We start from the raw sequence: 18,187 nt of genomic DNA on the forward strand, positions 1-18,187 counted from the left end.
GACCGGGAGGTCCGGGACGGGCACGGGCAGGTCGGGGACCGGGAGGTCGGGGACCGGGAGGTCGGGGACGGGCACGGGCAGGTCGGGGACCGGGAGGTCGGGGACGGGCACGGGGAGGTCCGGAACCGGGAGGTCGGGGACCGGAACCGGCAGGTCGGGGACCGGCAGGTCGGGGACCGGCACGGGGAGGTCCGGAACCGGCAGGTCGGGGACGGGCACGGGCACGTCGACCGGCAGGTCGGGGACCGGCACGTCGACGGGCAGATCTGGCACTGGCGGTGTCTGGGCTGATGCTGCCGACGACCAGGCGGGAGCGAAGATGCTCACGCTCACAACGGCCGTCATCAGGGCGGTCACCCGGAACTTGGTCAACTTTCCGACCTCCTCCGTCATGCCCGCCAACCCGCGCTCCCCGAGAGGCTAGGGACGCAAAGTACGTTTCCCACCACCATCGGTGACTGTCCTGCCCGCACGGAGCGTCATGCCGACCTTCCGGAGGCGGCGGGCACTCCTAACCTGGCGCCGTGGTCTCCGGCATCGGGCGTGGCCGGTACGAGCCTCCCGTCGGGGGGCGGGCGCTGCTGGTGCGGTCGCGGCTGCTCGACGGACTCCGGCGCCGCTTCACGGTCCCGGTCGTGGTGGTGGCCGCGCCGGCCGGGTTCGGGAAGACCACGCTCCTGGCCCAGGCCTGGGACGACAACCGCCTCGCCCCCGTCGGCGACGACGTGTGGGTGACCTGCCGGCCCGAGGACGCGGCGGCGTCGTCGCTGGTGGCGGGCATCTGCCGCGCCCTCGGCTGCGACCCGCCCGGCGCCGGCAGCACCGCTCCCGAGGCGGTCGACGTGATCGCCGACGCCGTGTGGCACCGCTCGCCCCGCGCCGTCGCCCTGCTGCTCGATGACGTGCACGTGGTGGCGCCCGAGTCGTCGGGCGCGGCGGTGCTGGCGGCGCTGCTCGACCGCCTGCCCCGCAACGGCCACCTGGTGCTGTCGGGTCGCAGCGCCGCACCGGTGGCGCTGGCCCGGGCCGAGGTGCAGGGCGACGTGCTGCGCCTGAGCGAGGCCGAGCTGTCGTTCACCGACGGGGAGCTGGCCGAGTTCGCCGTCCGCCGCGGCGTCCCCCTGGGCCCGCTGGCCAGCTGCGGCGGCTGGCCGGCGTTCGCCGAGCTGACGGCGACGGCGTCGGCGGCCGGCGGCACCGACGAGGTGGAGGACGCCTACGTGTGGGAGGAGGTGCTGTCGGGCCTGGCCGTCGACCACCGCCACCAGCTCGCCCTGCTGGCGCAGCTCGGCGACTTCGACGACGAGCTGGCCGCGGCCGCGCTCGGCTGCGACGTCGACGTCGGCCGGCTCACCGCCGACCTCCCCCTCGTCAGCCGGACGGCGGGCGGCACCTGGTCGATCCATGCCCTCTACCGCAGCTTCCTGGCCGACGGCGTCGACCCCGACGATGTGGCCGCGGCGCGCCGGCGTGCCGGGCTGGCGCTGGCGTCCGAGGGCGACACCGTGGCCGCCGTCGCCCTGCTGGCCGACGCCGCGGCCTGGGACGACGTCACCCGCGTGGTGGTCGAGGCGCTCGGCGCGGCCCGCCCCCCGGTGCCGGGCGACGTGGTGGCCACGTGGCTGGAGCGCCTCCCCGCCGAGCGGCACACCGGAGCCGTGGCCCAGCTGCTGGGGGCCGTGGCGAGCATCCCGTCGGACCCCGAGGCCGCCGAGGCCGGGTTCTCCCGGGCCATGGCGCGGTTCCGGGAGACGGGCGACGTGACCGGCGAGCTGGCCTGCATCACCCAGCTCGCCCAGCTGGCCTGGTGGTGGGAGCAGCCGGAGCGGATGGTGGCGGTGGCGCAGCGGCTGTTCGAGCTGGACGCGTCGGGCTACGAGCCGGCCGCGGCGCTGGCCTGCGTCGGGCGGGCGCTGGTGGCCGACCTGGCCAACGACTCGGAGCGCACCCTCGCCGAGCTCGACCGCATCCCCGCGGGCGCCTTCAACTGGCAGTGGACCCGCCTGGTCGACTGGGTGCGGTCGCTGTCGTGGAGCCACCTCGGCCGGCCGGAGGAGGCCCTGGTGGCGGCCGACCGGGCGGTGGAGGGGTCGGCGCCGCTGCACGCGCCGCTGTTCGAGGCGGCCCGGCTGCAGGCGCGGTGGTTCCTGGGGCAGGTCGACGAGGTGGTGCAGCGGTTCGGCCCGCTGGTGGAGCGCTACTCCGCGGCAGGGCACGGCAACTACCAGGCGCTGGGGTCGGCGACCTGTTGCCTGGCGCTGGCGTTCGTGGGCCGGCCCGACGAGGCGGCGCCCTACCTCGAGCGGGCCCGGCACAGCGCCACGTCGCGGGAGGTGCCGCTGGTCGACGTGAACCTGACCGTCGCCGAGGCGGCGCTGCTGGTGGCCCGGGGCGACGAGCCGGCCGCGTCGGCCCTGCTGGAGGACTACTTCGACCGCTTCGGGCTGCTGGGACCGGGCCACGCCGCCGCCCCGCAGCAGCGCAGCCTGGCGCTCTGGTACGTGCTGGTGCCGGCCACGCGCGGCGTGTGGGACGCCGCGCCCCTCGGCCCCGCCTTCGCCCAGGCCCACGCCCTCGCCCGGGCGCTGGTCGAGGTGCGGGTGGCGGCGGGCGCCCGGGCCGACGCCCGGGCGGCGGCGGTGCTGCGGGAGGTGTCGACGGGGGCGGTGCGGGCGCACCTGCCGCTGGTGTGGGCGGTGGAGCTGGCGCTCGCCGGGCTGCGGGAGGGCGAGGCGGCGGCGAACGACCTGATGGACGCCCTGTGGCCGGCCGCCCAGCCGGTGGTGCGGCGGCTGGCCGAGGAGGACGCGCCCGGCGGTCGGCCGGAGGTGGCCCGGTCGGCCCGCACGGCGCTGGGCCGCTTGCCGGTGCCGCCGAGCGGGCGCCTGGAGCTGCGGCTGCTCGGCCCGGTCGACCTGCGCCGCGACGGCCGGCTGGTCGACTCGCCCGACTGGCGGCGGGAGCGGGTGCGGTCGCTGCTGGCCCACCTGGCGTTGGAGCGGCCGGTGAGCCGGGAGCGGCTGGCCGCCGACCTGTGGCCGACGCTCGACGTCGAGGCCCAGTCACGCAACCTGCGGGTGACCCTGTCGTACCTGCTCCGGGTGCTGGAGCCCGACCGGGTCGACCGCGACGCCTCGTTCCTGGTGCGCACCCACGGCGGCGGCCTGGTGCTGGAGGGCGGCGACCACCTGCACGTCGACCTGTGGGACTTCGACGCCCACCACGCGGAGGCCACCGCAGCCGACCGCAGGGGCGCCCCGTCCCTGGCGCTGGGGCCGATGCGGGCGGCAGTCGCGCTGTGGCGGGGCGACCCGACCGAGCTGGCCGGCGAGGAGTGGGCGCTGCCGGAGGTGGAGCAACGCCGCCAGCGGCTGGTGGCAATGGCCTGCCGGGCGGGCGAGCTGCTGCTGGCCCGGGGCGAGCCCGACGAGGCGGAGGAGCTGGCGGCGGCGGCGCTGCAGGCCGACATCTGGTCGGAGCGGGGGCACCACGTGAGCGTGGCGGCGCACGTCGCCCGCCGCGACGACCGAGGCGTGCGGGCGGCGCTCGACCGCTACGACACCGCCCTCGTCGACCTGGGCCTCGTGGCCGCCGACCGGGCGAGCCGGCTGCGGGAACTGGCCGCCGCGGCCGGCGTCGACGCCCTCCGGATCTGACCGAGATTTCGTTGGGCAAACACCGTCATGATCCCAACGCGCCCTGTTCTCATCGGGTGACGCCGTGCCGGCAGTGTCCTTGTCCCTAACACCGCCTTGTTAGTTGGGCACTCCGGCACGGCGTCACCACGTCACTGCATCCCTGGTCAGCGCACCTTCCGGAAGAGCTCCCGGACGTCGGCGAGCAGCAGGTCGGGGGCCTCCAGAGCGGCGAAGTGGCCACCCCGGTCGAACTCGGTCCACTGGACGACGTCGTGCTCCTTCTCGGCCAGGCTCCGGATCGTCACGTCGCCGGGGAAGACCGCCACGCCGGTCGGGACGCCCGAGATCGGCTTGGTCGTGCCCCAGTCGGCGCTCTCCCGGTAGAGCCGGGCCGACGAGCCCGCCGTCGCCGTCAGCCAGTAGATGCTGACGTTGGTGAGCAGGAGGTCGCGGTCGACGGCGTCCTCCGGCAGGTCCCGGGTCGGGTCGGTCCACTCCTTGAACTTCTCCACGATCCAGGCGAGCTGGCCGGCGGGGGAGTCGTTCAGCCCGAACGCCAGCGTCTGCGGCCGGGTCGACTGGATGATGGCGTAGCCCGACTTCTCGTTGTTCCACGCCTCCATCAGCTCGAGCCGGGCCCTCTCGGCGTCGTTGTAGCTGCTCACGTCGTCGCTGCCGTCCCAGGCCGGGAACGTGAGGAGGTTGTTGACGTGGACGCCGGCGACGTGCTCGGTGTCGATGCGGCCCAGGTCGGGCGCCACCCAGGCGCCGACGTCGCCGCCCTGGGCGCCGTAGCGGTCGTAGCCGAGGCGGGCCATGAGCCCGGCGATCACCTCGGCGAACCGCTCGGTGGCACCGGCCCGGCGGGTCGGACCGGAGAAGCCGAAGCCGGGCAGCGACGGGATCACCAGGTGGAAGGCGTCGGCCGGGTCGCCGCCGTGGGCGGCCGGATCGGAGAGCGGGCCGATCAGCTCGAGGAACTCGACGATCGAGCCGGGCCAGCCGTGGAGCAGCACCAGTGGCAGGGCGGTCGGCTCGGGCGACCGCACGTGCAGGAAGTGCACCCGCTGGCCCTCGATCTCGGTGACGAACTGGGGGTGCTCGTTGAGCCGGGCCTCCTGCTTGCGCCAGTCGTAGGCGGTCGCCCAGTGGTCGGCGAGGCCCTTCAGGTAGCTGGTGGGCACGCCGTACGACCAGCCCACGTCGGGCAGCTCGTCGGGCCAGCGGGTGTCGGCGAGCCGGGCCTTCAGGTCGTCGAGCTGGGCCTGGGGGATGTCGATGCGGAAGGGCTGGATCTCGTCGTCGGTGCTCATGGATGGCACGGTACGACGGCCATTAGGACAGCTTCGGTCCTAATGGTCTGGCAAGGTTGGCGGCATGCTCGAGACCTCCGCCCGGCTGCTCCGCCTGCTGTCGTTGCTGCAGGCCCGCCCCGACTGGACCGGCGGCGAGCTGGCCGACCGGCTGGGTGTCACCACCCGCACGGTGCGCCGCGACGTCGACCGCCTGCGGGAGCTCGGCTACCCGGTCGACGCCACCCGGGGCACCGCCGGCTACCGGCTGGGGGCGGGCGCCAACATGCCGCCGCTGCTGCTCGACGACGACGAGGCGGTCGCCGTGGCCGTCGGGCTCGCGAGCGCCGCGGGCGGCACCGTCCGCGGCATCGCCGAGACATCGCTGCGGGCGCTCGCCAAGCTGGAGCAGGTGCTGCCGGCGCGCCTGCGGCACCGGGTGAACACCGTGGCCGGCGCCACCGTGCGGGTCGACATGCCGGCGACGGCGATCGACGCGGCCACGCTGCTGCAGATCGCCGAGACGTGCCGGCGCCACGAGCGGCTGCGCTTCGACTACACGGCCGCCGACGGTCGGGAGTCGCGGCGGCTGGTCGAGCCGCACTCGCTGGTGAGCTGGGGGCGGCGCTGGTACCTGGTGGCGTGGGACGTCGACCGGTCCGACTGGCGCTCCTTCCGGGTCGACCGCCTGACGCCCCGGCGGGTCACCGGGCCCTCGTTCGAGCCGCGGGAACCGCCCGACGGCGACGTCACCACCTACCTGTCCCGGCAGCTGTCGGCCCGCACGTGGCCGTGGCGCACGGTGGTCACGATGCACGCCCCGGCCGACGTCGTGTCGGAGTGCCTGTGGCCGGGGATGGGCGCCGTCGAGGCCGTCGACGACTCGTCCTGCCTGCTCCACCTCGGCGGCGAGTCGCCCCACAACCTGGCCTGGTTGGTCACCTCGATCGGCATCGACTTCACGGTCACCGACCCGCCGGAGCTCGTCGCCGCCGTCGCCGCCCTGGCCGACCGCTGCGCCCGGGCGGTCTCCTAGCTGCCGCCGGAAACCCCTCGGAATTGGTGCCGGGATCGTGTTGCGGCCGGGCACCCAGAGTGTCACTGTCATCACCATGGGTGCGATCCAGGCGTTCCGGTTGCCCGACTTCTACCTGCCGTATCCGGCTCGGCTCAACCCTCACCTCGAACGCTCCCGGCGGCACAGCGCCGAGTGGGCGCAGCGGATGGGGATGCTCGACGCCGCCAAGCCGGGCGGCGGTGTCGTGTGGGACGAGGCCGCCCTGGCCGAGATGGACTACGCCCTGATGTGCGCCTACACGCACCCCGACTGCGACGGTCCGACCCTCGACCTGGTCACCGACTGGTACGTGTGGGTTTTCTTCTTCGACGACCACTTCCTGGAGCTGTTCAAGTACTCCCGCGACCATGCGGGTGCGCGCCTCTACCTCGACCGGCTCGAGCGGTTCATGGTGGACGACGGCGAGGAGTCGCCCGAGCCCCGGAACCCCGCCGAAGCGGGCCTGAAGGACCTGTGGGCGCGCACCGTGCCGGCCATGTCGCCCGAGTGGCGGCGCCGCTTCGTCACCAGCACCCACAACCTCATGGTCGAGTCGATGTGGGAGCTCGAGAACATCGACCGGGGCCGCATCGCCAACCCCATCGAGTACATCCAGATGCGGCGTCGGGTGGGCGGCGCGCCCTGGTCGGCCAACCTGGTGGAGGTGGCGGCCGACGCCGAGATCCCGCCCGTGCTCACCGGCTCCCGGCCGCTGCGGGTGCTCACCGACACGTTCGCCGACGCCGTGCACCTCCGCAACGACCTCTTCTCCTACCAGCGCGAGGTGCAGGAGGAGGGCGAGAACTCCAACGCCGTGCTGGTGTTCGAGCACTTCTTCGACACGTCCACCCAGGAGGCGGCCGAGGCCGTCAACGAGCTGCTCACCTCACGGCTGCTCCAGTTCGAGGACACCGCGCTGGTGGAGGTGCCGGCCCTGCTGGCGGAGCACGCCGTCCCGCCCCACGAGCAGGCCCGGGTGGTCGCCTACGTGAAGGGCCTGCAGGACTGGCAGGCCGGCGGCCACGAGTGGCACGACCGGTCGAGCCGCTACATGAACGAGGCCTCGCACGGGCCCGGCGGTCGGCTCCGGGGGCCGACGGGGCTGGGCACCGAGGGCGTCCGCCGGGCGCTGGGCACCGTGGGCCGGGGCCTGCAGCGTCGGACCGTGCAACACGGGCAGGCGCTGTTCCGTCCGGTGGGGCACCTCCCGCTGCCCGACCTCTACATGCCGTTCCCGGTGCGCACCAGCCCGCACCTCGACCGCGCACGGGTCCACGCCGTCGATTGGGCCCGGAGCATGGGCTTCTTCGACTCCGTGCCCGGGCTGGAGGCCGGTGGCCTGTGGGACGAGCGGCGGTTCCGGGGCTTCGACTTCCCGCACTGCGCCGCCATGATCCACGCCGACGCGACGCCCGAGCAGCTCGACGTCGAGTCCGACTGGCTCGCCTGGGGCACCTACGGCGACGACTTCTTCCCCCTGGTGCTCGGGGCCAGCCGCAACCTGCTCGGGGCCAAGCTCCTCAACGAGCGGCTGTCCCTTTTCATGCCGCTCGATCCGGCTGCGCCGACGCCGGTGCCCACCAACCCCGTCGAGCGGGGCCTGGCCGACCTGTGGCGGCGCACGGTCGGGTCGCTGGCGTCGCACGATCGGGAGCAGTTCCGGGCCGCCGTCGAGGACATGACCGCCAGCTGGCTGTGGGAGTTGGGCAACCAGGCGCTGAACCGCATCCCCGACCCGGTCGACTACATCGAGATGCGCCGCAAGACGTTCGGGTCCGACATGCACATCAGCTTCGCCCGGCTCTCGCGGGCCGACGGCGCCGACGCCGTCGTGCCGCCGGAGATCTACGAGACCCGCGTCGTGCGCGAGCTGGAGACCGCCGCCCAGGACTACGCCTGCTTCGTCAACGACCTGGTCTCCTACCAGAAGGAGGTCGAGTTCGAGGGCGACGTGCACAACCTGGTGCTGATCGTGGAGAACTTCCTGGGGCTCGACCGGCTGGCGGCCCGCGACGTGGTGGCCGACCTGATGACCGAGCGCATGCGGCAGTTCGAGCAGCTGGTGAGCGTCGGGCTGCCGGCACTGTGCGACGAGCTCGGACTTGCTGCGCCGGTCCGGGCCACCCTCACCCGCCAGGCCGACGCCCTGAAGGAGTGGATGTCCGGCATCCTCGAGTGGCATCGCCGCTGTGCCCGCTACGCGGACGCCGAGCTCCGCCGCCACCATCGCACCCCACCCCCCGGCGCCAACACCCTCCTCTTCACCCCCACTGGCCTCGGCACCTCCGCCGCCCGCAGAGGGAGGCGGGCGGCGGAGGCACCTCGGTCCTCGGTCAGAGGCGGCCGAGCCATTCCAAGGGGAACGGCGGTTGGGCCAGGGGCTTGACCGCGATGCGCACCAGGGGCAACGGGTTGTCGTCGCCCGCGGTGCGGTTGAGGTGCAGGGTGTCGCAGGCGGTGCAGCGATGGACGAGCACCCACTCGCCGGTGCCTCGCACGCAGACGGCGATGGGCTCCATCGAGGAACCGCAGTCGGCTGCCCGGTCGCCCGGGGAGTCGTCGACGTGACGGCTCCACAGGCAGTTGGGGCAGTGGTTTCGGTGTGCCGTGCCCGGGGCGTCGACCGATACGTCGAGCCCGCAGTTGCGGCACCGGAACGACGTCCTCGACATGCCCTGGCGGCGTCGAGGACGGTTGCGCTGGTCGCGCGACAAGGGAGAACCTCCGGAGACAACATGGATACGGACCGGGCAGCGCGTCCCGGGACCGTCTCGTTGGCTCGACTCGCCTAGCTGGCTGTCAGTGTCAGCCGGAGGCGGGAGCCGGACGGTCCGTCGGGACGCGTGCAGCCGTGCCCTGCGTGGTTGTCTGCATGCCCCGTCACCGTCCTTCGTCCGTTGCTTCGTAGGTCGGCGACACGGTCCCATGCCCCGTCGTCATGCGGCAACCGAATTACTCGCCATGCTCGGAGCCGTGACCGTCCGGATCGACCACGTGGTCGAGCGGCTGCGCGGGCTCAACGTCCCGTTCGGCAACGGTCCCGAGGCGATCGACAACGGCCTGACCCACGATCCGCTGGGTTCGGAGGGTCGGGTGTACTTCACCAGCCCCGACGGCCACCTGTTCGAGGTGACCGTCCACCCGTTCACCCGCCGAACATCGGGTCGAACATCTGGAGGGGCGTGTTCCATCGGGAGATGTCGTCCTTGAGCGGGACCCGCAGCCACAGGGCGGCACCGTCACGGCGCAGCTCGTCGTCGACGTCGCCGGAGACCATCGCCGGCACCTGACCTTCGTGCACGGCGTTGAGCACCCGGCCCACGCTGGCCTCCGCGGCGTCGTCGCTGGGGAACGCCCACACGACGAGCAGCTCCCAGACGTCGCCCTTGGCCAGGCCGATCCCGGCCCAGGGGGCGTCGTCGCCGTCGTCGACGCCGATGCCGGCGAAGGTGACGGCGCCGTGCCGGTCGAAGGCCTCCACCAGCTCCGCTCGCGGCGTCCCGTCCGACGGGGCGTCGAACAGCGCGGTGGGCGGGTCGTCGGTGTCGAGGGCGAGGACGTCGCCACGGACGACGGTCACGCCCCCGCCGGCGTCGCTGGTCGTGATCGCCTCGGCGTCGAAGGACCCGTGGGCGACGAACTCCTGGGCACCCTCGCCGACCCAGCACTCGACGTCGCCGACGGCGTAGCCGGTGCTCTCCGTCGAGCTGTCGAAGACCTGGATCCGCCGCTGGCTCAACGGGTCGAGTTGGACGCCGGTGTCGAAGACGGCCTTGCCGGCGTCCTCGGCGGAGCCGTCGATGTCGAGGCCGGCATCCCGGGCACGGTCGAGGTCGGAGCCGGAGAGGACGCCGGCGTCGACGGGGACGTTGCCGGCCAGGCCGGAGAGGCAGCCGTCGCCGCCGCCGTCGCCACCACCCCCACCGCCCTGGGTCACGACGAAGGCCGCCGCCGCGACGACCACGACCGCCGCACCTGCTCCCACCCACACCACCCGCCGGCGGCGCCCGCTGCTCTTCGCTTCGGTCACTCGGTCTCCTCGATCTCCTCGGTGATGGCGACAGCCAGGCGACGGCCCGCGAAGTCGATCAGGCGGCGGGCCGGGAACGGGTCGAGTCCCCGCCGCTCGCTGACGACGTGGTCGGCGAGGCCGTTGAGTGTCGCCCACAGGAACGCGGGCACCAGCTTCGCGTCCACGACACGCCGGTCGTCGCGCGCCGCCGCCTCCCGCACGCTCTCCATCAGCACCTTGTTGTGGGCGACGGTGGCGCTGCGCAGCTCGTCGATCAGTTCCCGGGGGAAGGGGCCCTGCTCGGGGTCGACGTCGCGGCGGATCGCCGACCACAGCGTGAAGTGCCGGCCGTAGGTGCGCCAGAGGTCGAGGTAGCCCTCCAGCACCTTCGCCAGCAGCGGTGCGAGGCGGTGGTTGCCGTCGGCGAGCGGCCGGAACGCCTCGGTGTGCTGTCGGATCGCCTCGGCGTAGAGGGTGGCGAAGAGCTCCTCCTTGGTGGCGAAGTAGGAGTAGAGGGTGGCGGGGCTCACGCCGGCGTCGGCCGCCAGGTCACGCATGTTCAGGGCGAGGTAGCCGTGCTCGGCGATTCGGGTGCGGGCGGCGTCGAGGATGTCGGTCCGACGCTGCGCCCGGTCGCCCCACTTGGTGGGCTTGCGGGCGCCGGTTGATTTGAACACTGTTCGATTCTAGGGTGCGAGAGAGAACGGGAGGGACCTCATGAGCGACTACGACCTGCTCGTGCGGGGTGGCACGGTGCTCGACGGCACCGGCGCCCCGGCCCGGACCGCGGACGTGGCGGTGCGCGACGGCGTCGTCGTCGACGTCGGGCCGGGGTTGGACGGCCGGGCGGTTCGCACCCTCGACGCCGACGGCCTGCTGGTCACGCCCGGCTTCGTCGACATCCACGCCCACTACGACGGCCAGGCGTCCTGGGGCGAGCGGATGATCCCGTCGTCGTGGCACGGCGTGACCACCGTGGTCGTCGGCAACTGCGGGGTCGGCTTCGCCCCGGTGCGCCCGTCGGACCACGCCCGGCTCATCGAGCTGATGGAGGGCGTCGAGGACATCCCCGGCGCGGTGCTCGACGAGGGACTGACGTGGGAGTGGCAGTCGTTCCCCGAGTTCATGGACGTCCTCGACCGGCGGCCCTTCGACGTCGACGTGGCGCTGCAGCTGCCCCACGGCGCCCTGCGCCTGCACGTGATGGGGGAGCGGGGCGCCGCCCGGGAGCCCGCGACCGCCGACGACATCGCAGCGATGGCCGCCATCGCCGCCGAGGCCGTGGAGGCCGGGGCGCTGGGCTTCACCACCTCCCGCACCCTCAACCACCGCACGTCGCGGGGCGAACCGACCCCCACGCTCACCGCCGGCGCCGACGAGCTGGTCGGCATCGCCCGGGCCATCGGGGCGACCGGGCGGGGCGTGCTGCAGGTGGTGTCCGACTTCACCGACGCCGACGCCGAGTTCGGCATCTTCCGCCGCATGGCCTCGGAGTCGGGGCGGCCACTGTCGTTCTCGCTGGTGCAGGCCCGCGGCGGCGGGTACTGGCGCCACCTGCTGGAGCTGCTGACCGCCGCCAACGCCGAGGGCGTGACGATGGCCGCCCAGGTGGCGACCCGGGCCGTCGGCCTGCTGCTCGGCCTCGACTGCACCCTGCACCCGCTGCTCACCAACCCGGTGTACCAGGAGGTCGCCGACCGGCCGCTGGCCGAGCGGGTGGCGGTGCTGTCGGACCCGGCGTTCAAGGCGCGGGTGCTGGCGGAGGCCCGGGCGTCCGACGAGCGGGCCCGGGTGGAGGGCAAGATCGGCGGCCGGCTCCTCGGGGCCTTCGACCGGCTGTTCGAGCTGGGCGACCCGCCCGACTACGAGCCCGACCCCGCCGCGAGCATCGCTGCCCAGGCCGAGCGGGCCGGGCGCGATCCCCTCGACCTGGCCTACGACCTGCTGCTGGGCGACGGCGGTCGGGCGTTCCTGTACCTGCCGCTGCTCAACTGGGTCGACGGCAACCTCGACGCCGTGGGCGAGATGCTGGCCCACCCGCACACCGTGCCCGGCCTGGCCGACGGCGGCGCCCACCTCGGCTCGATCTGCGACGCCAGCTTCCCCACCACGCTGCTGGCCCTGTGGGGGCGCGACCGGGAGCGCCAGCGGCTGGAGCTGCCGTACCTGGTGCGCCAGCACACCCGGGACACCGCCCGCACGGTCGGCCTGCTCGACCGGGGCGTCCTCGCTCCCGGCTACCGGGCCGACGTCAACCTGGTCGACTTCGAGCGGCTGACCGCCCGGCGACCGGAGATGCGCCACGACCTGCCGGCCGGTGGGCGGCGCCTGGTGCAAGGGGCCGACGGCTACGTGGCCACGGTCGTCGCCGGGCAGGTCACCTACGAGAACGGCGAGGCGACCGGGCCGCTGCCGGGTCGCCTGGTGCGGGGACCACGATGAGCGTGACCAGCGTCGATCCGGGCGAACTCGAGCCTCTGGAGGAGACCTGCGCCTGGCGGGCCGGCGACGTGGGCGACGACTACGTGTTCCACCTCACCGACGCCCACCTGGCCGACCTCGACGCCGCGCTCCGGGCCGCCGAGGCCGCCACCGACGACGTGCTCGACATCACCCGCGAGCTGTTCCCGCTCCCCACCCTCGGTCCGGCGCTGGCCGACGTCGCGCAGGAGCTGATCGACGGGCGGGGCGTCGTCCTCATCCGGGGCGTGCCGGTGGGGCAGTACGGGAAGGCCCGGGCGTCGGCCGTCTACTGGGGGATCGGCCAGCACCTCGGGCGCCCGTGGCCGCAGAACGCCAAGGGCCACCTGCTCGGCGACGTGACCGACCAGGGCCGGACACCCGACGACCCCACGGCCCGGGGCAACGAGATCGGCGGCGTCCCCTTCCCGTTCCACTCCGACGGGTCCGACCTCGTCGGGCTCTTCTGCCTCGACGCCGGGGCGAGCGGCGGCGCCAGCCTCGTCGCCAACGCCGTCACCATCCACAACGACCTCGTGTCCGACGACCCCGAGATGGCCGCCGCGCTGTACGAGCCGCTGCCCTACGACCTACGGGGCGAGCAGGCCCCCGGGGCCCGCAGCTGGTACCTGATGCCGGTGTTCAGCCGGCGGGGCGACCGGCTGTTCGTGCGCTACATCCGGCCGTACATCTCGTCGTCGCGCCGCCATGCCGACGCACCCCGGCCGTCGGAGCTGGCGGTGGAGGCCATGGACCGCCTCGACGCCATGTGCGCCGACCCCGCCTACCGGCTGTCGATGCGGATGGAGCCCGGCGACATGCAGTTCGTCAACAACTACCACGTGCTCCACGCCCGGGAGGGCTACACCGACGACCGCCCGGCGGGTCGCATCCGGCACCTCAAGCGGCTGTGGCTGGAGACCGAGGTGCTGGCCGACGCCGAGAAGCCCGAGCGCTTCCGCCTCGGCCGCACCGACGGCTACTGGGCCAGCAAGGGCCGCACCAAGAGCGAGCTCGACATCTGACCTAGACAGAGGGGCATGCGGCACGACATCGACGGGGTGCGACTCAACGTCCTCGACGAGGGCTCGGGTGAGGCCATCGTCTTCCTGCACGGGCTCGGCGGCTGCTGGCGCGACTGGGCGCCGCAGCTCGACGGGCTGCGCGACCGCTACCGCTGCGTGGTCGTGGAGCACCGGGGCCACGGGCGCTCCGAGGCGACGACGAGCGCCTACTCGACGCCGCTGTTCGCGGCCGACGTCGTGCGGGTGTGCGCGGCGCTGGACATCGAGCGGGCCCACGTGGTCGGGCTGTCGATGGGCGGGATGATCGCCCAGCACGTCGCGCTGGACGCTCCGGACCTGGTCGACACGCTGGTTCTGGCCGACACGGCGGCGGCGATGCCGGCGATCCTGGTCGACGCCTTCAAGTCGTACGCGCAGACCGTGCGCGACGACGGCCACACCGACTCACACGGCGTCGTCCCCGAGTTCTCGCCGGCGTGGAGCCAGCAGGTGCTGCACGACCGTCCCGAGGTGGTGCGCGACAACCAGCGGGAGACCGAGGGCACCGACCCCGACGCCTGGTACCGGGCGGCGATCGCCGTCGCCGACCACGACACCACCGCCCGCCTCGGCGACATCACCGCGCCCACGCTCCTGCTGTGGGGCCGCGAGGACCTGCTCGTCCCCGTCGACACCCTCTCGCCCCCGCTCCTCGCCGGCATCCCCACCTGCCACCTCGAGATCCTCGACGACGCCGGCCACCTCTCCAACCTCGACCAACCCGAGGCCTTCACCACTCAGCTCACGAAGTTCTTCACCGACCACAAGGGAGCAATCGGATGACATCCGAGTCGACCCACCCGGTCGTCGCCACCTGGGTGCGCCTCGGCCTCCTGGCGCTGGGCCTGCCGAACGTGCTGGCCGGGATGTGGGCCGTCGCCGCGCCGGAGAGCTGGTTCGACAGCTTCCCCGGCTGGGACCCGCGGCTGGTGGCCGCCGAGCCGCCCTACAACGCCCACCTCGCCACCGATGCCGGCGCCGGCCTCCTGGCGTCGGGCGTCGTGCTGGTGGCGGCAGCGTGGCTCGGGGACACGCGGTCGGTGCGGCTGGGGCTGCTGGCCTTCGCCACCTTCTCCGTCCCCCATGCCGCCTACCACGCGTTCAACCCGGCCCCCGGACTCAGCAACGCCGAGGACGTCCAGAACGTCGTCGTGCTCGTGTTCGTGCTCCTCGCGTCGGTCGCCCTGCTGGCTGGCACCCGGGTCAAGCCAGGGAGTCGAGGAGCTCGGTGACCTGGCGGGTGATCTCTACGTCTTCTCTGGCGGTGAAGACCGATGTGGCGGACCAGGCGGGCCAACGTCGTCGGGCTGTAGATGGGCGGGATGATCGCCCTGCACGTTGCGTTGGACGCTCCCGACCTGGTCGACACCCTGGTGCTGGCCGCTCCTCGCCGGCATCCCTACCAGCCACCTCGAGATCCTCGACCAGGCCGGCCACCTCTCCAACCTCGACCAAACCCGAGGCCTTCACCACCCTCCTCACCAATCTCTTCGCGGAGAACGGCTCGAGCCCCGGGCTTGATTGACACACCTCGCGTCTACAATCGAACACATGTTCGTAGTGAGCGAAGTCGAAGCAGAGGATGAAACCGAAGTCGACGCCGAGGAGACGCCGTCGTTCGAGGCCCAGGTGGCCGAGCTGTGCGGCACCCTCAACGTGGCGACGGCGGCACTGGTCGACGTGATCGCCGAGGTGATCGCCGCCGACAACTGGTCGGGCCAAGGCTACGTGTCCATAGAGCACTGGGTGGCCGTGCACTGCGGGTTGTCGCCGGGCCGCGCCCGCGGTTTGTGCGACCTGGCCCGGAGGCGCGACGAGTTGCCCGAGACCGTGAGCCGATTCCGTGAGGGACGATTGTCGGAGGACCAGGTGCGTCCGATCGCTCGTCATGTCCCTGCCGCCTACGACGCGTCTATCGGCAAGCTGGCCGAGCACGCCACTCCGAACCAGATCGCCCGCGTGGCCCGCACGTATCGTTTCGATGATCGTGTCGACGACGAGGTGAATGACGACGAGGCACCCGTGCCCACGCCGGCTCCCGATCCCATCGAGGCTCGGCGGCGATCGTTCACCTTCGGTTGGGACGACGACGGCAACCTCCGTGGTTCGTTCTGCCTGCCGTCCGACGACGGTGCGATCGTGAAGCAGGCCCTGGAGGCGTCACGGGCGATCCTGTTCAACGAGCGCCGCGGGGTGCCGGACGTCCCTGCCGAGGACTCGCCCGTCACTTGGGCCGATGCGCTGGTCCGCCTCGCCGACGCCTCCCTCGGGGTCGACGCGGCGGCTCGCCCGGCTCGTGATCGCTACCAGGTGATGCTGCATCTCCGAGGTGAGGACCTCGACTCGACCACGTCCGGCCAGCTGGCGTCGCTCCACGTCGGCCCGGCGATCAGCCCGACGATGGCGCGGGCGATGTCGTGCGACGCCTCGGTCCGCCTGCTCATCGAGCAGGCGGGGGTGCCGGTCAACGAGGGCCACAAGTACCGCACGGTGCCGGACTCCCTTCGGCGGGTCATCGAGGACCGCGACGGCGGCTGTCGCTACGCCGGCTGCAACGGCGTCCGCTGGCTCGTGGTGCACCACATCGTGCACTGGCGTGACGACGGTCCTACCGAAACCCACAACCTCGTGGCCTTGTGCGCCTTGCACCACCGGTTACTCCATCAGGGGCAGTTCTCGATCAGCGGAGACCCGAACGTGGCCGACGGTCTCACCTTCACCGACCGGTTCGGCGCCGAGATCCCGAGCGGTCCTCGTCCGGCACCTCCGGCCGATCCGCCCCCGAGCGGCGAGTGGCAGCACCCGACTGGCGAGCACCTCGACTCGTCCGCTGTCTGGCTCCCCCGATCGGCATGACCTGCGGCTGGCCGGGCAGGTGATGCTGCCGGGGACGCCCAATGACCGCTACGTCGCTGCCGACGACCTGACCTGACCCGTCCCGTATCAGCGATCGTCCCCGTGGCGTCGCACACCGGTCACGAGTTCGCGGTCGGGCTTCGACGTCAACCTCGACACCTTCGACGCGGCCTGGCACCCGATCATCCGCGAGGGCCTCGCCTACTGTCACGGACAGCTCGCCGACGCGGCGTTCCCCGACGGTCGCTCCCGCCCCCAACGACGACGCCCTACAGATGACCGCGGCGCCGACAGCGCGACTCGCTCGCCCCGACCGACCGGACTCCATCACCCCGGGGGGAGCACGCCGGCAACCTGACGCCCGATCTCCAGGTCCTCGCGGGCCTGAACGACGAGGGTCGCAACCTTGGCGGCCTGCCCGCTGACGTCGGCGTAGGCGGGAGATTCGTTGCGGGTGGGGTCGACGGAGACGCCGAGGTGGGTCAGGCGGGCGGTGGTGGCGGCGCGGACCTCGGGGGAGTTCTCGCCGACGCCGGCGGTGAAGACCAGGGCGTCGAGGCCGTCGAGGGAGGCGGCCATGGCGCCGATGTGGCGGACCAGGGTGTGGACGTAGACGTCGAACGCCAGGCCGCCCTCCGCCACCACCTCGCGCATGTCGGACGTGCCGGCGAGGCCCAGCACCCCGCTGTCGTGCTCCAGGGCGTGGCGGACGGCGTCGGGCGCCAGGCCGGCCTCGGTGATCAGCCACAGCACCAGGCCCGGGTCGACCGTCCCCGAGCGGGTGGCCATCACCAGGCCCTCCAGCGGCGTGAAGCCCATCGTCGTGTCGACCGACCGCCCGTCGAGCGAGGCGCACAGCGAGGCGCCGGCGCCCAGGTGGCAGGTGACGACCCGGCGCGCTCCCACCAGTTCCGCGGCCTGCCGGGCGGCGTAGGCGTGGGACAGGCCGTGGAACCCGAACCGCCGTAGCGGCCAGCGCTCCCGCCACGCTGCCGGCAGGGCGTAGGTGGCGGCCGCCTCCGGCAGGGTCGCGTGGTAGGCGGTGTCGAAGCAGGCGACGTGGGGCAGCTCCGGCGCCGCCCGCCGGGCCACCGCGATCCCGGCCAGCGCCCGGGGTTGGTGCAGCGGGGCGAGCGGGGTCACGGCCTCGATCCGCTCCACCACCGCGTCGTCGATCACCACCGCCGACCGCAGCTCGACGCCCCCGTGCACCACCCGATGGCCGACCGCGTCGACCGGCCCGCTGTCGGCCAGCAGCGCCGCGACCGGCGAGGCGTCCAACCCGGCCCACGACTCCACGTGCCGCGAGGCGACCGTGGCGTCGGAGCCGGAGTCCAGCACCGACAGCTTCAGGCTCGACGACCCGGTGTTGACGACGAGGACCCTCACCCCGGCCAGGCCCAGTCGCGGATCTCCGGCGGGTCCTCGCCGTGGGCGTAGGCCCACACACGTTGGGCGTTGCGCTGGTCGACCATACGTTGGCGTACCACCGCCGACGACTCACCCAACCCCGGCACCCGGTCGATCACGTCCATCACCAGGTGGAACCGGTCGATGTCGTTGCGCACCGCCATGTCGAACGGCGTGGTGGTCGTGCCCTCCTCCTTGTAGCCCCGCACGTGGAGGTTGTCGTGGTTGGCACGCCGGTACGCCAGCCGGTGGATGAGCCACGGGTAGCCGTGGTAGGCGAAGATCACCGGCCGGTCGGTGGTGAACAGGGCGTCGAACTCGGCGTCGGGCAGGCCGTGCGGGTGCTCCGACGGCGGCTGCAGCCGCATGAGGTCGACGACGTTCACCACCCGCACCCG

General features: G+C 73.1%; 15 protein-coding genes. 8 read left to right on the forward strand and 7 right to left on the reverse strand.

What is annotated here, in order from left to right; genetic code table 11:
- The coding region (locus VK611_07530; GenBank protein ID HMG41165.1) for a hypothetical protein at positions 1–273 on the reverse strand (273 nt) is incomplete at its 3' end.
- 251 nt (positions 274–524) lie between these two features.
- Here VK611_07530 and VK611_07535 point away from each other — a divergent pair.
- Positions 525–3,656, forward strand: a complete 3,132-nt coding sequence (locus tag VK611_07535) for a BTAD domain-containing putative transcriptional regulator (GenBank protein HMG41166.1) — start codon at positions 525–527, stop codon at positions 3,654–3,656.
- A gap of 146 nt (positions 3,657–3,802) precedes the next feature.
- Here the strand turns inward: VK611_07535 and VK611_07540 are convergent, their stop codons facing one another.
- Positions 3,803–4,951 (reverse strand): epoxide hydrolase, encoded by a 1,149-nt coding sequence (locus tag VK611_07540; protein ID HMG41167.1) that lies wholly within the window; start codon positions 4,949–4,951, stop codon positions 3,803–3,805.
- A 64-nt stretch (positions 4,952–5,015) separates the two neighbouring features.
- Between VK611_07540 and VK611_07545 the strand changes: the two genes are divergently transcribed.
- Both VK611_07545 and VK611_07550 read left to right on the forward strand, forming a co-directional pair.
- The gene (locus tag VK611_07545; protein HMG41168.1) at positions 5,016–5,966 is read left to right on the forward strand and encodes a YafY family protein; all 951 of its coding nucleotides are present in this window, start codon (positions 5,016–5,018) and stop codon (positions 5,964–5,966) included.
- A gap of 76 nt (positions 5,967–6,042) precedes the next feature.
- Positions 6,043–8,373 (forward strand): germacradienol/geosmin synthase, encoded by a 2,331-nt coding sequence (locus tag VK611_07550; GenBank protein ID HMG41169.1) that lies wholly within the window; start codon positions 6,043–6,045, stop codon positions 8,371–8,373.
- Here VK611_07550 and VK611_07555 read toward each other — a convergent pair.
- The 3 genes from VK611_07555 to VK611_07565 form a co-directional block, all read right to left on the reverse strand.
- Positions 8,321–8,701 carry an RNHCP domain-containing protein gene (locus tag VK611_07555; GenBank protein ID HMG41170.1) on the reverse strand — a complete coding sequence of 127 codons (381 nt, stop codon included), beginning with the start codon at positions 8,699–8,701 and terminating at the stop codon, positions 8,321–8,323. The genes VK611_07550 and VK611_07555 overlap by 53 nt on opposite strands.
- Before the next feature lie 431 nt (positions 8,702–9,132).
- Complete coding sequence (locus VK611_07560; GenBank protein ID HMG41171.1) at positions 9,133–10,017, reverse strand: hypothetical protein; 885 nt, start codon at positions 10,015–10,017, stop codon at positions 9,133–9,135.
- Positions 10,014–10,676 carry a helix-turn-helix domain-containing protein gene (locus tag VK611_07565; protein HMG41172.1) on the reverse strand — a complete coding sequence of 221 codons (663 nt, stop codon included), beginning with the start codon at positions 10,674–10,676 and terminating at the stop codon, positions 10,014–10,016. The genes VK611_07560 and VK611_07565 overlap by 4 nt, the downstream gene beginning before the upstream one ends.
- A 40-nt stretch (positions 10,677–10,716) precedes the next feature.
- Here VK611_07565 and VK611_07570 point away from each other — a divergent pair, with 40 nt between their 5' ends.
- The 5 genes from VK611_07570 to VK611_07590 all read left to right on the forward strand — a co-directional run bounded on the left by VK611_07570 (position 10,717) and on the right by VK611_07590 (position 16,379).
- Positions 10,717–12,441, forward strand: a complete 1,725-nt coding sequence (locus VK611_07570; protein HMG41173.1) for an amidohydrolase family protein — start codon at positions 10,717–10,719, stop codon at positions 12,439–12,441.
- On the forward strand, positions 12,438–13,484 hold the full coding sequence (locus VK611_07575) for a TauD/TfdA family dioxygenase (GenBank protein ID HMG41174.1): 1,047 nt from the start codon (positions 12,438–12,440) through the stop codon (positions 13,482–13,484). Before VK611_07570 ends, VK611_07575 begins: the two co-directional genes overlap by 4 nt.
- Before the next feature lie 15 nt (positions 13,485–13,499).
- Positions 13,500–14,306: an alpha/beta fold hydrolase gene (locus tag VK611_07580; protein ID HMG41175.1), complete on the forward strand. Its 807-nt coding sequence runs from the start codon at positions 13,500–13,502 to the stop codon at positions 14,304–14,306.
- Positions 14,303–14,755, forward strand: a complete 453-nt coding sequence (locus VK611_07585; protein HMG41176.1) for a hypothetical protein — start codon at positions 14,303–14,305, stop codon at positions 14,753–14,755. The genes VK611_07580 and VK611_07585 overlap by 4 nt, the downstream gene beginning before the upstream one ends.
- Before the next feature lie 319 nt (positions 14,756–15,074).
- A complete protein-coding gene (locus VK611_07590; GenBank protein ID HMG41177.1) occupies positions 15,075–16,379 on the forward strand; it encodes a DUF222 domain-containing protein in 1,305 nt (434 codons plus the stop codon).
- 327 nt (positions 16,380–16,706) lie between these two features.
- Here the strand turns inward: VK611_07590 and VK611_07595 are convergent, their stop codons facing one another.
- Together VK611_07595 and VK611_07600 are read right to left on the reverse strand one after the other, a co-directional pair.
- Entirely contained in the window at positions 16,707–17,768 is a 1,062-nt protein-coding gene (locus VK611_07595; GenBank protein ID HMG41178.1) for an acetate/propionate family kinase, read from the reverse strand.
- The coding region (locus tag VK611_07600) for a hypothetical protein (GenBank protein HMG41179.1) at positions 17,765–18,187 on the reverse strand (423 nt) is incomplete at its 5' end. The genes VK611_07600 and VK611_07595, both read right to left, overlap by 4 nt.

It is taken from the genome of Acidimicrobiales bacterium (genome assembly GCA_035316325.1).
GTDB lineage: Bacteria > Actinomycetota > Acidimicrobiia > Acidimicrobiales > VFJN01 > DASXTK01.

Excerpts from the sequence above, each read along its gene's own strand:
- VK611_07540 (HMG41167.1), bottom strand. The coding sequence starts at position 4,951 with ATGAGCACCGACGACGAGATCCAGCCCTTCCGCATCGACATCCCCCAG.
- VK611_07545 (HMG41168.1), top strand. The coding sequence starts at position 5,016 with ATGCTCGAGACCTCCGCCCGGCTGCTCCGCCTGCTGTCGTTGCTGCAG.
- VK611_07550 (HMG41169.1), top strand. The coding sequence starts at position 6,043 with ATGGGTGCGATCCAGGCGTTCCGGTTGCCCGACTTCTACCTGCCGTAT.
- VK611_07570 (HMG41173.1), top strand. The coding sequence starts at position 10,717 with ATGAGCGACTACGACCTGCTCGTGCGGGGTGGCACGGTGCTCGACGGC.
- VK611_07575 (HMG41174.1), top strand. The coding sequence starts at position 12,438 with ATGAGCGTGACCAGCGTCGATCCGGGCGAACTCGAGCCTCTGGAGGAG.
- VK611_07580 (HMG41175.1), top strand. The coding sequence starts at position 13,500 with ATGCGGCACGACATCGACGGGGTGCGACTCAACGTCCTCGACGAGGGC.
- VK611_07585 (HMG41176.1), top strand. The coding sequence starts at position 14,303 with ATGACATCCGAGTCGACCCACCCGGTCGTCGCCACCTGGGTGCGCCTC.
- VK611_07590 (HMG41177.1), top strand. The coding sequence starts at position 15,075 with ATGTTCGTAGTGAGCGAAGTCGAAGCAGAGGATGAAACCGAAGTCGAC.